The sequence below is a fragment of the Fructilactobacillus sp. X2R1C1 genome (assembly GCF_059901435.1).
In genome coordinates, this window is the sequence record NZ_JBWXUV010000001.1 from 558,667 (window position 1) to 570,867 (window position 12,201).

Sequence of the window (12,201 nt, forward strand, 5' to 3'; positions counted from 1 at the left end):
GTGCTCGAACAATTTGTTAAGCGTTTTGAAAAATTAGGATATGAAAAACAGACCCCAATCCAAAAAGCAGTCTATGCACCGATGATTGAGGGTGAAAATGACATTGTCGCACTATCACCAACTGGTTCTGGCAAGACCGTGGCGTTTACAATGCCGATTTTGGCTAATTCGATGCCAGGGGTTGGCACACAGGTCATTGTGATCGAACCTACTCAAGAACTTGCGATGCAAGTGGCAGGTGTGATTAGAGATTGGGCGGTTCCTTTTAAAGTGAAAATTTTGCCATTGATTGGTGGAGCAAACGTTAAACGGCAACAAGAACAGTTAAAAAAACATCCAGAGATTGTTGTGGGAACTCCCGGAAGAATTCTTAGCTTGATTAATGAACGAAAATTAAAGGTTAATGACGTTGAAACAGTGGTCATTGACGAAGCTGATGATTTGCTCAACGATACTTCTTTAGATCAGGTTAAAAATATTATTGCTGCAGTTCCAAGAGATGCTCAGGCTGCCTACTTTTCTGCTACAGACACTGATGTTTTGTATCATCTAAAGGAAAAAATGGGTAAAAGTGCCGACATAATTGACGTTAGGGATATTGATCAAACCAGGGGTAAGGTAACCCATGGCCTCTTTCAAATCTCACGAGCCAAGCGAAATGAAATGTTAAACCGGTTATCTAAAATGCAAAGTTTTAAAGCATTAGTATTTTTTAATCAGACTGATACGCTTAATCGGGCTTTTAATTTCTTCAAACACGAGGGAAATGGCAAGGTACAAAAATTAGCCGCAGGTGAAAGTAAACAGAGCCGCAAAAAGGCGCTGGATGATTTTCGTTTGGGAAGAATTAAATTATTATTAACGACTGACGTGGCTGCAAGGGGACTTGACATTGCAAAATTACTAGCTGTGATTAATTATGATTTGCCAAATGAATCGAATACCTACATTCATCGTGTTGGTCGAACGGGCCGAATGGGTGAGCCAGGGTTAGTAATTAATTTTGGAGATGACCATGATCTTCGCGATTTAAAGCACGTTTTAGATAATAGTGAATATGAATTAAAACCAATTTATTATTTCAATGGGGAGATCGTTGATCACATTGATGATTCACAGTTAGAACATCAAAAAGAAATCAAACAACAGGCACTGACTAAAAAAAGACAGGTGCACGAAGCTATCCAGGCTAAACCAAAAAAGAATAAACACCGAAAACGAAAACAAAAAGATAAGGGTAAACCAAGTAGTCATAAAAATCACCATTAGTTTGGTTCTTTACTAAATTTTTTATTCGTGAGAGAATAGAAAATGTTTTTGGCCCCATAGCACAACTGGATAGGGCAACCGCCTCCTAAGCGGTCGATCTCAGTTCGAGTCTGAGTGGGGTCATCTATAAGCGTTAAAACACTTCATTTAAATGAGGTGTTTTTTATTTGGGCAAATGTTGGTGATGACAATTAATTAATTGATTTTTGGGCTTATGGGCGATTATAATGGGTTCTACACGGATTTATATTTTAGGAGGAAATTATATTGAATATCTTAATTGCTTTACTCCCAGCGTTAGGTTGGGGTCTTCTTCCTATTGCAACTGGGTTAATCGGTGGTAAGCCAGTTAATCAGTTGATGGGAACTACATATGGAGCGTTAATCATTGCCATCCTTGTGTTTATTTTTAAACAACCAGTGATCACCATGCAGGACTTTTGGTGGTGTTTACTTTCAGGGATGGCTTGGGCAGTTGGTCAAATGACTCAGTACATGGCCTTTACTCAAATTGGTGTATCACGAACGATGCCAATTTCAACTGGTTTGCAGTTAGTTGGTACTTCAGTTACCGGAGTGATTTTCTTTGGTGAATGGGCTGGCTTAATTCCCAAGCTAGCTGGTTTTGGATCAATTATTTTGATTATCATTGGGGTCTTACTAACAACTTTGAAAGACAATGGCAGTAATGAACCCAAGACGGCTGAAGAGAATGCCGCTCAGCATACTCGGAATGGTTTAATTCTGTTAGTAATTGGCATGTTTGGATATATCGGTTACTCTGATTTTCCAAGGATTGCTAATACCAATGGTTGGTCAGCATTTCTGCCCCAGACGATCGGAATGGTCATCATGGGAACGATCTTTGTTATTATTAGTGCTTATAAAACCAAGGTTAATCCGTTTAAACAAGCTGTTTCATATAAAAACATTATTACCGGATTTTTGTTCGGATTTGGTGCCTTCTTCTATCTAATCTCGACTGAATTAAACGGAGTGGCCACTGGATTTACGATTTCACAGATGTGTGTTGTCATTTCAACCTTTGGTGGAATTATAATTCTTCACGAACACAAGACAAAGAAAGAACTAGTATTTGTCACACTTGGAATGATTTGTGTCATTCTTGGTGGTGTCATTACAAGTTTTATTTAAAATTTTATCTTTTCAAAAAAGGACACATTTGGTGTCCTTTTTTTGTGACTTTGAATATCGGTTTGATTTAAAAGGTAGTATATTGAACTTGAAGAGAATTATTAGAAATTATTTTAATTCGGGGGATTAAGTTTGAATATTTTAATTGCATTATTACCAGCTATTGCTTGGGGTATCTTACCAATTTCAATCGGTTTGCTAGGTGGAAAGCCAATTAATCAACTAATGGGTTCTACATATGGAGCCATTTTAATTGCTGTTATTGTCTATTTCATTAAGCAACCAGTGATTTCAAAAGAAGTTTTTTGGCTTTGTCTTCTGTCTGGGATGGCATGGGCAATTGGACAATATACTCAGTACACTGCATTTTCACTGATGGGAGTTTCGTTGTCCATGCCAGTGTCAACTGGTCTTCAGTTGATTGGCAATTCATTAACTGGAGTAATTGTTTTTGGTGAATGGGCGGGTTTGATTCCAAAGTTAGCTGGATTCGGATCGATTATTTTAATTATTTTGGGTGTTTTACTAACTACCAAAAAAGACAGAACGTTAGCACCAAAAACTGAGGAAGAAAAGCAACAGGTTAATATTAGAAAGGGTATTTTAGTTTTAATCGTCGGAACTTTTGGGTATGTTGGCTATTCGGCATTCCCAAAAGTTGCTAATACTAATGGATGGGCAGCGTTTCTCCCTCAAACCATTGGAATGGTCGTGATGGGAACTATCTTTGCCTGCTTTATAATATTTAAAACCAAGGTTAATCCGTTTAAAGAAGTGGCTACCTATAAAAATATTATCAGTGGTTTCTTGTTTGGATTTGGTGCTTTAACCTATTTGATTTCAACCGAATTAAATGGAGTAGCAACTGGATTTACGATTTCGCAAATGTGTGTTGTCATATCAACCTTTGGTGGAATCATCTTTTTACACGAACACAAAACTAAAAGAGAACTTTTATATATTACCATTGGAATGATTTTCGTCATTATCGGAGGAGTCATTACTAGTTTTATTAAGTAAAAGAAGAGGTGGCTAGTGCTATTTTAAAGCTTAATTTTAAAAGATGGTGTTGAAAACTGGCATGAAACCGTATACAATTAATTTATAGCGTTGTTTTAATTTAATAATTGGAAAGAGGAAAAGAAATGTCATACATGCCCTTCATAGTGTTGATTTTAGGAATCGCACTTCTCCTTTTCATGATCATCAAACTTAAGCTAAATACTTTTGTTTCCTTGATCATCACAGCTATTTTAGTTGCGCTTGGATTAGGAATGAACCCAGCATCAATTGCCGATGCCATTAAGACTGGTATTGGTAGTACATTAGGTGAATTGGCCATCGTCTTCGGATTCGGTGCCATGATCGGTCGTTTGGTTTCTGATTCTGGTGGTTCGTATCGAATCGCCAAGACGCTGATCGACAAATTTGGAAAGAAGCGATTACAGATTGCAATCGTAATTGCTTCGTTCATTATCGGAATGTCATTGTTCTTCGAAGTTGGATTGGTATTACTTACTCCAATCGTCTTCGCGGTTGCCCTTGAAGCCGATGTACCATTTGTTTATCTAGGAATTCCAATGGCGGCTGCATTGTCAGCAACCCAGGGATTCTTACCACCACAACCTGCTCCAACTGCTGTTGCCACAGCCTTGGGCGCTAATATTGGTGAGGTATTGCTCTTTGGTATCATTGTTGCAATTCCAGCTGTTTTAATTGCGGGTCCTGTCTTTACGAAGTTTGCTGAGAAGTTTGTTCCGAGCGCGTTCGTAGTCAAGAAGAGCCTGCCAGCTTTTGGTGAAGTTAAAGAATACAAGTTAGATGAAACTCCTAGTTTTGGTCTTTCGGTTTTAACTTCATTATTACCAGCTATTTTCATGGCGGTTAATACCATTTACCAGTTAGTTTTCCATGGCGGGAAAGCAGTTGCTAAGCCATCAGGATTTGATGCTATTATCTCGATGTTAGGTAACCCAATGATTGCCATGGTAATCGCTTTAGTATTTGCCATCTGGTCAATGGGCTTCCATCGTGGTAAGAAAATGAGTGACGTTTCTAAGAGTATTGAAGCCTCCGTTAAATCAATTGCCATGCTTCTATTGGTTATTGGTGGTGGTGGTGCCTTCAAGCAAGTCTTGATTGATGGTGGTGTTGGTGATGCCGTTAAGAACATCATGATGCATTCATCACTATCTCCAATCATCCTTGGCTGGTTAGTTGCCGTTATTCTTCGTGTATCGCTAGGTTCAGCTACGGTGGCTGGAATGACTGCTGCCGGACTTGTTATGCCACTGATGTCTTCATTGAACGTTAACCCAGTAATGATGGCCTTAGCCATTGGTGCTGGATCACTTGCCGCATCACACGTTAATGATGCCGGATTCTGGATGTTCAAAGAATACTTTGACTTAACTATGAAACAAACTTTCTCAATTTGGACGGTGTTAGAAACCGTGATTTCAGTTGTGGGGCTAATAATGGTCTTGATTCTGAATGGAATTCTGGGAATGTTCTAAGTTAGTTAATAAATTCAAAAAGACTTCACTTTATGTGAAGTCTTTTTTGTATAAAAAAGCCACCTATAATTTATAGGTGGCTACCAGTTAAACTATGCTTCGTCCTTAATGATGTACTGAGGACGGTGTTTCGTTTCTAAATAAATTTTTCCAATGTATTTTCCTAGAATGCCCAAACAGAAGAGTTGGATTCCACCGATTAGGAGAATAATTGATACTAAAGAAGGCCAACCAGATACGGCTCCTCCAAAGAATAATGCCCTGATAACGACAAAAGCAATCCCAACGAGTGAGAGTAAAAATGAGATTATCCCAACGTAAGTGGCAAAGGTTAGTGGGGCATCAGAGAAATCAATAATTCCTTCCATCGAGTATTCTACCAATTGTGAGAAAGACCAATGAGTTTCTCCAGCAGCCCGAGGGACCCCCTGATACTCTAAATATTTGGTGTTAAAACCAACCCAAGCAAAGATTCCTTTTGAGAATCGATTGTATTCTGTTAGTTCATTTACTGCATCGACGTAACGTCGAGACATTAAACGATAATCTCGAACGTTAGGTTTAATTTTAACGTCTGACATTTTATCGATGATCTTATAAAACATCGAAGAACAGAAAGCTCGAACTGGATTCTGCTTTCTACTTGTTTGGACACACCCAACGCAATCATAGTCCTGGGTCTGAATAATTTTGAGCATTTTAGGAAGGAGTTCCGGCGGATCTTGGAGATCAACGTCCATTAGTGCAATGTAATCGCCTTTGGCATTTCTTAGCCCAGCAGCCATTCCGGCTTCCTTCCCGAAGTTTCTTGAAAATGAGATGAAGTGAACGGTGTCAGGATGTTTTTCGTGAAGATTTTTAATGATCTTAAAGGTATTGTCACTTGATCCATCATTTATAAAAAGGTAATCAGGCTCATACTTTTCACCGTCTTTATTCATTTGTGCAAAAACCTTTTCCACAGTTTTGTAGAAAAGTTCAATTGATTCCTGTTCATTATAACAGGGAACAATCAGACTAATTTTTTCCAAAATTAATTACTCCTTAGTACTTGGCAATTAAACTTTTAAATTCAAAAATACATTACCAATTATTTACAGATTGTTTAATATCATTTTATCATTATTTAAAGTGGTTTGGCATCGGAATTGGGTAAATCTTTTGATATACTTAAGGTACTAGGCAAATGGGAGGGATTAAATGTGACCAGACCAATTAAAGTTATGACTGTTTTTGGAACTCGACCGGAGGCCATTAAGATGGCTCCAATTATTTTAGAGATGAAGCGAAATCGAAACAAGTTTAAACCAATCACAGTGGTCACGGGTCAACATCGTGAAATGCTGCAGCAGGTTCTCGATATTTTCAAAATCACCCCCGATTATAATTTAAACATTATGAAGAATGATCAAACACTTGGAGATATTACTGTTTCTGTGATCACTAAGTTAGGTCCAATTATTTCTAAAACTAATCCAGATATTATTCTAGTTCATGGTGATACTACGAGTACGTTTGCCGCTTCAGTGGTTGCTTTTTATCATAAAAAAATGTTAGGTCACGTTGAAGCAGGACTGCGTACTCATAATAAATATTCCCCATATCCAGAGGAAATGAATCGTCAATTAACGGATGTTTTAGCTGACTTGTACTTTGCACCCACGGAGTTAAGTAAGCAAAATTTAATAAAAGAGAATCATCCGGGGTCAAACATCTTTGTTACAGGAAATACTGCCATTGATGCTCTTCATCAAACGGTGAGTGATGATTATCATCATTCGATCTTAGATAACATTGATGATGGACAGCGGATCATCTTACTTACAATGCATCGGCGCGAAAATCTAGGTGAACCAATGAAACGAACGTTTCAGGCAATTAAACAAGTGGTTGATTCACATCCTGATGTGGACGTGGTTTACCCGGTTCATCTTAATCCAGTGGTTCAAAAGATGGCCCAACAGATTTTTAAGGGCGATTCTCGTATCCATTTGATTGCACCTTTAGATGTGGTTGATTTTCATAATATGGCTGCTCGGAGTTATTTTATTATGTCTGACTCTGGTGGGGTTCAAGAAGAAGCTCCTTCACTTGGAAAGCCCGTTTTGGTTCTTAGAGAATCGACTGAACGCCCCGAAGGAGTTAAAGCGGGCACTTTGAGATTAGTTGGGACTGATCCTAAGGCCATTAAAGATGCGATGGAGGACTTACTTGATAATCCAGATGAATACCGAAAGATGGCTGATGCTCATAATCCTTATGGGGATGGAACGGCAGCTAAGCAAATTTTATCTGCAATTGAGGCAACTTTTAAAGGAGAGTCCTAGCTTGTGGAACTAAAAACAAATCAAAAAGTAATTTCATTTGTTAAGTTAGTTATGAAACATTTTAAGATGGGAAACGTTTCTGATTCTGCCATCGTCTTGGCGTATTATTCCCTCTTATCACTGTTTCCAATTTTAATTATGATTGGTAGCATCATTAAACTTTTACATGGAGATCCTAATGATATCTTAATGTATATCAGAACCGCGGTTCCGTCATCGATTTATACGATGCTTTTGCCCATGATTAAGTCAGCTTTTGATAATAATAATAGTGGTGGTAGCTTATCGATTGGGTTGTTGCTGGTAATTTGGTCAGCTAGTCAGGCGATGGCAGCATTTCAACGAACGGTTAACCGAACTTACGGAGTAGCTGACACTCAGAATGCCATCACGAATCGTTTAATTTCATTTGTGTGGATGCTTTTACTGGTACTCTTATTGATTGTTTTAATGATTTTGCAAGGGTTTGGTCAAGAAATTATCACGTACTTGAGACCAATTCTGCATCTTTCAACCATTGCAACGCAAGTGGTGGCATCCATTCGAATTCCATTTATTATTTCTGGGTCTTTCATAGTTGTGATGCTTTTGTACTATTTTGTGCCAAGTGTTAAGACCAAGATTCGTTATACAATTCTAGGATCAGCGATATCTGTGCTTGGTTTAATGATTTTGTCACAAGCTTTTTCGCTAATCATTGAGTACTTTTTTAGAAATATTACCGCTTATAAGACGTTAGGAACTTTTATAGTAGTGATGTTGTGGTTATATTTTATTGGACTCGTGCTGATGTTTGGTGCCGTTATTAATGCCAGTATACAAGAGTACTTTACTGGTAACATTGAATCAACAAACGGATCCGTTCGGTCTATTATTTCTAGTGCACGTAAATTTCGTTCCAAAAAGAAAAACACCACCCAGGATTAGGTGGTGATGTTTTTTGCTAAATTATTTTTCGGTGGATTTCACCAGTTCACGAGAAAACTGGTCAAGAACTTTGATGTCATCTTCATCAGGTTCAAGATTGATTTTGACGCTTTTAGCTCCTTGAGTAGCGTTAGTTTTCCTTAAAGCTTTGGTAAATGCGTCGACGGCAACGTTATAATATTCTTGATAAAAAACGTCTCCAGAACCAGCCACTCCAAAAACTTTTCCTTTTAGGCTCAGTGAATCTAAATCTTCAAAAAAGTCCATCCCTTCTTCAGGGAGAGCTCCTTCGTCGTAGGTGTATGGACATATAACAATAATATCGGTATCTTTAAGTTCGTCCGCGTCGGTTTGAGAAATTTCAGATTCTTCGACATCTACGCCAAGGTCTTCAAGTCCCTCGGTGACGATATCAGCAACGTCTTCGTTATTACCAGTAATGGTGGCGTAAATCACGTGTGCTTTTGGCATGAGTGAAACCACTTCCTTTGTAGTGTTTTCAAATAAGTATATCAGAATAGTTTCAAATTGTTAATTTGATGGGAGTTAGCGCTGATGGATAAGCAAAATGCAAATAAATTAAGGGTCACTAAGATTGTTTCGCAAAAAAGACCGGGGAGATATAACGTATACGTCAATGATCATTATGCTTTTCCTGTGAGTGAAGAAGTAATGATTCAGTTTGGGATCTTTAAGGGATCTGAGTTAAGCCAAGGTAAGATTGACAAAATTAAGGCGGCGGACGATGTTTCAAAGTTATATAATAAGGCTATTGATTTTATTTCGTATCAGACTCGTTCAAAAAAAGAGGTTAGAGATAAGTTAAAATCATATTCAGACAACCTTGAAGCAGTCGATGAAGCGGTTGAAAAACTAGAACAGATTAATCTACTTAATGATGAACATTATGCTGACACCTATGTCAAAGGAATTGTTGAACAACAGAATAAGGGTCCCATGGCTGTTTCAAGGTATTTAAAACAAAAGGGAATTGCAGATGAATACATAAATGAGGCAATTTCAGTTAATTATTCGAGCGAAATGACGCTTAAAAATGGTAAAAAGCAGGCCCAAAAAATCTTTGCTCATAATCAGCGATATCCCTTTAACAAACGGATGCAAAAAACAAAAACGGCTTTATACCGAAAGGGATACTCATTTGATGATATTGATACAATCATTAGTGAATTAGACTTTCAAGGTGATGTCGATCATCAAAATGAGTTACTTGCTAAAGAGGGTAACAAGGCTTGGAATAAGTATAAGAAGTATAATGATATGAGTCGACGTCAGAAAGCCAAGCAGTCGTTATATCGTAAGGGCTTTGATCTTGATGATATTGATCAATTCTTGGACACAAAAGAAAATTAATTGGAGTGAATCAAATGAATAGATTTAAAAATTCGGCTTTGTTTTTTTGGACGGTTGAGATTCTGATTGCAGTTGGAATCGTTTATTTATGTTCCAAAATTAGTTTTGTTTTTTCGCCGATTGTAATTTTTGTGTCAACGATCTTCGTTCCACTCTTGTTAGCGGGATTCTTGTATTACATGTTAAATCCGATCGTTAACCTTCTAATGAAAATAAAAATCACAAAAACAAAACACATTAATCGTACCTGGGCAACCGCCATCGTATTTTTGATTGTGATTGGGGTTATTGTTTACATGGCGTTTTCATTTGTACCACGGTTGATTACTCAGGTGGCTAACATGGTAGGGGCAGCGCCTGAATTTGCTAAACAAGGGCAGGAATTACTAACTAAAATTACACGTTATGGATTTTTAAAAAAAGTGGACTGGCGTCCCATTGTTGACAAGATTCAGTCCTCATATTCATCGTATTTGAAAACAGTTCTGGCTAATTTGACGAATAGTGCGGGAACGATTATTTCGATGGCAACGAACGTGGTTATCACGGCAATTACTGTCCCCGTCATTCTGTTTTACATGTTAAAGGATGGAAACAAACTACTTCCAAGCATTGAAAAGTTAACTCCCGGACTTTCCAAACACCACAGGAAACAAACGGTAACGCTACTTAAAAAAATGAATCATACCCTCTCACGTTACATCGGTGGCCAGGTTATTGAGTGTCTGTTTGTTGGAACGTTTACAACTTTAGGATACTTTCTGATCGGCCAAAAGTATGCTCTTTTGCTCGGAGTCTTCGCCGGATTGTGTAATATCATCCCGTACGTTGGTCCCTACATTGGAATTATTCCATCACTTTTTGTTGCTTTTTCAGATAATATTATGCAAGTTATCTGGGTAATTGTGGTAGTCATTATTGTTCAACAAATTGATGGAAACTTGGTGTACCCGAATGTGATTGGGAAATCGTTAAAGATTCATCCACTAACTATTATTATCATTTTACTTGCAGCTGGCCACATTGCTGGGTTGTTTGGGATGATTCTAGCCATTCCAGTTTATGCCATTGCGAAGGTTGTGATTGAATATTGTTACAATATTTGGTTAGTTCAACATGACGATTCGAACTCCACTAATTCAGCAAAAACTAATTCATCTGAAAATGAGCCAAATTAAACTTTAGTTATGGATCGTGAATTTTATTGACGATAATGGAAGATATGCTAACATTTAATTGTTGATAAGTAGGAGTATTAATTATGGTCTTCTGACAGGAGATATTATGACGAAAGTAATTACGTATGGCACATTTGATCTGCTTCACAAGGGTCATGTGCGTTTATTAAAACGTGCTCGTGAATTAGGTGATTCATTGACGGTAGGTCTTTCGACGGATGAGTTTAATGCCGTAAAGGGGAAACGTGCTTATAATTCTTATGAGGATCGTAAGTACATTTTAGACGCTATCCGCTACGTTGACGAAGTAATTCCTGAAAAGGGATGGAACCAGAAGATTCAAGATATTAAAGATCATAAGATTGATATCTTTGTGATGGGTGACGATTGGAAGGGTAAGTTTGACTTTCTTAAAGAGTATTGTAAAGTGATTTATTTGCCGCGAACCCAAGGAATTTCAACGTCTAAGATCAAGTCTGATTTAGGCGTCACGAGCCAAAAGGATTGGAAAGATTAGTTTAAGTCCCAGGATTCTTCGTTTTATTTCTTAGAATGTTTTAGTTTAAGGGGAGCAAAATGAAACAAGCACTTTTTTTGGTAACTTCAGTTCATGGAGCTGAAAAGCCCCGATTTAAAGAACGATTGGAAAGAATGATCGATGACGGGAATTCAATTAAAGTTGTAATTTCCATTTTAAACTACGATCAATCACAGTATGTGGCCACTTTGATTAGGAAGTTATCTGATTCTTTTCATCAGCAAGTGCAATTAGAAATCATCCAATTGTTTGACGTTTTTAGTAAACAACGTGGAATTTTTGATCAAAATCATGATTTAAATAACGATTTAACCCAATTTGACGTTCACGACAGAGTGGTTAAGGGTCAGTCCGTTCAAGTCTACAGTGACCATAATGGGGTGGTTCAAGCTGAACGAAAGGAAATTTTGGCTGGGTCAGGTTTATTCAAAGTGATCTTTTATGATGGGCCCTACGTTAGTAAAACGATTTATTATGACAATCATGATAACGCTACTGCTGTTTTCAAACGGATTAATGATGAACATCAAGTAATTAAATTTTTAAATCAACGTGGTGACGTGGCATGTCGGGTGGATCAAAGTAACGGTGGAGCAGCTCAGATTTTTTATCTTAGTAAAACCTCGGTTGTTTCACCTCCAGAAACAAGTTTAAAGATTGCTAGACCAACTAGTGATTTAATCGATTATGATGTTAATCTTGGTAATTTGAAGTATTTGTCTAAAGGTTCAGATGCTCGATCATATGTCATTTCAGACTATGGCAATGCAATCCGTTATAGTGATATTTCAGCATTTAACGTTGCTTTAGTTAATAAGTATGCTGAAGGTAAGGAGACTACCATTTTTATCGATTTGGATGATATGGTTAACTTTTCTAAATATCTTGGTCAAAACGTGATTTTCAACTATTAAGGAGAA

12 protein-coding genes and 1 tRNA gene are annotated in these 12,201 nt (G+C 37.6%); 11 read left to right on the plus strand and 2 right to left on the minus strand.

Annotated features, from left to right (window positions below; genetic code table 11):
• The 5 genes from AC6UDG_RS02755 to AC6UDG_RS02775 all read left to right on the plus strand — a co-directional run bounded on the left by AC6UDG_RS02755 (position 1) and on the right by AC6UDG_RS02775 (position 4,940).
• A complete protein-coding gene (locus AC6UDG_RS02755) occupies positions 1-1,269 on the plus strand; it encodes a DEAD/DEAH box helicase (RefSeq protein ID WP_500706325.1) in 1,269 nt (422 codons plus the stop codon).
• Between the two features lie 50 nt (positions 1,270-1,319).
• Positions 1,320-1,392: transfer RNA gene (locus AC6UDG_RS02760), tRNA-Arg, on the plus strand.
• 144 nt (positions 1,393-1,536) lie between these two features.
• Entirely contained in the window at positions 1,537-2,424 is an 888-nt protein-coding gene (locus tag AC6UDG_RS02765) for a GRP family sugar transporter (protein WP_500693583.1), read from the plus strand.
• A gap of 132 nt (positions 2,425-2,556) precedes the next feature.
• Positions 2,557-3,444: a GRP family sugar transporter gene (locus AC6UDG_RS02770; protein ID WP_500693584.1), complete on the plus strand. Its 888-nt coding sequence runs from the start codon at positions 2,557-2,559 to the stop codon at positions 3,442-3,444.
• A 134-nt stretch (positions 3,445-3,578) separates the two neighbouring features.
• Positions 3,579-4,940: a gluconate:H+ symporter gene (locus AC6UDG_RS02775; RefSeq protein WP_500693612.1), complete on the plus strand. Its 1,362-nt coding sequence runs from the start codon at positions 3,579-3,581 to the stop codon at positions 4,938-4,940.
• 92 nt (positions 4,941-5,032) lie between these two features.
• Here the strand turns inward: AC6UDG_RS02775 and AC6UDG_RS02780 are convergent, their stop codons facing one another.
• Positions 5,033-5,971: a glycosyltransferase family 2 protein gene (locus AC6UDG_RS02780; RefSeq protein WP_500706326.1), complete on the minus strand. Its 939-nt coding sequence runs from the start codon at positions 5,969-5,971 to the stop codon at positions 5,033-5,035.
• Between the two features lie 192 nt (positions 5,972-6,163).
• Between AC6UDG_RS02780 and wecB the strand changes: the two genes are divergently transcribed.
• Both wecB and AC6UDG_RS02790 read left to right on the plus strand, forming a co-directional pair.
• The gene (gene wecB / locus AC6UDG_RS02785) at positions 6,164-7,267 is read left to right on the plus strand and encodes a non-hydrolyzing UDP-N-acetylglucosamine 2-epimerase (RefSeq protein WP_500706350.1); all 1,104 of its coding nucleotides are present in this window, start codon (positions 6,164-6,166) and stop codon (positions 7,265-7,267) included.
• A 3-nt stretch (positions 7,268-7,270) separates the two neighbouring features.
• Positions 7,271-8,194 carry a YihY/virulence factor BrkB family protein gene (locus AC6UDG_RS02790; RefSeq protein WP_500696552.1) on the plus strand — a complete coding sequence of 308 codons (924 nt, stop codon included), beginning with the start codon at positions 7,271-7,273 and terminating at the stop codon, positions 8,192-8,194.
• 21 nt (positions 8,195-8,215) lie between these two features.
• Here the strand turns inward: AC6UDG_RS02790 and AC6UDG_RS02795 are convergent, their stop codons facing one another.
• Positions 8,216-8,665, minus strand: coding sequence for a flavodoxin (locus AC6UDG_RS02795; RefSeq protein ID WP_500706327.1), 450 nt, complete (start codon positions 8,663-8,665; stop codon positions 8,216-8,218).
• An 84-nt stretch (positions 8,666-8,749) separates the two neighbouring features.
• On the opposite strand from AC6UDG_RS02795, the gene recX reads away from it, so the two are divergent.
• The 4 genes from recX (at position 8,750) to AC6UDG_RS02815 (ending at position 12,195) form a co-directional block, all read left to right on the plus strand.
• The gene (gene recX, locus AC6UDG_RS02800; protein ID WP_500706328.1) at positions 8,750-9,565 is read left to right on the plus strand and encodes a recombination regulator RecX; all 816 of its coding nucleotides are present in this window, start codon (positions 8,750-8,752) and stop codon (positions 9,563-9,565) included.
• A gap of 14 nt (positions 9,566-9,579) precedes the next feature.
• Positions 9,580-10,743, plus strand: coding sequence for an AI-2E family transporter (locus AC6UDG_RS02805; RefSeq protein WP_500696554.1), 1,164 nt, complete (start codon positions 9,580-9,582; stop codon positions 10,741-10,743).
• A 106-nt stretch (positions 10,744-10,849) separates the two neighbouring features.
• Positions 10,850-11,260, plus strand: coding sequence for a glycerol-3-phosphate cytidylyltransferase (gene tagD / locus AC6UDG_RS02810; protein WP_500693590.1), 411 nt, complete (start codon positions 10,850-10,852; stop codon positions 11,258-11,260).
• Between the two features lie 59 nt (positions 11,261-11,319).
• Complete coding sequence (locus AC6UDG_RS02815; RefSeq protein WP_500706329.1) at positions 11,320-12,195, plus strand: hypothetical protein; 876 nt, start codon at positions 11,320-11,322, stop codon at positions 12,193-12,195.
• Positions 12,196-12,201 lie beyond the last annotated feature (6 nt).

Coding starts and splice junctions, on each gene's coding strand:
- AC6UDG_RS02775 (WP_500693612.1), top strand. CDS start 3,579: ATGCCCTTCATAGTGTTGATTTTAGGAATCGCACTTCTCCTTTTCATG.
- wecB (WP_500706350.1), top strand. CDS start 6,164: ATGACTGTTTTTGGAACTCGACCGGAGGCCATTAAGATGGCTCCAATT.
- AC6UDG_RS02795 (WP_500706327.1), bottom strand. CDS start 8,665: ATGCCAAAAGCACACGTGATTTACGCCACCATTACTGGTAATAACGAA.
- recX (WP_500706328.1), top strand. CDS start 8,750: ATGGATAAGCAAAATGCAAATAAATTAAGGGTCACTAAGATTGTTTCG.
- AC6UDG_RS02805 (WP_500696554.1), top strand. CDS start 9,580: ATGAATAGATTTAAAAATTCGGCTTTGTTTTTTTGGACGGTTGAGATT.
- tagD (WP_500693590.1), top strand. CDS start 10,850: ATGACGAAAGTAATTACGTATGGCACATTTGATCTGCTTCACAAGGGT.
- AC6UDG_RS02815 (WP_500706329.1), top strand. CDS start 11,320: ATGAAACAAGCACTTTTTTTGGTAACTTCAGTTCATGGAGCTGAAAAG.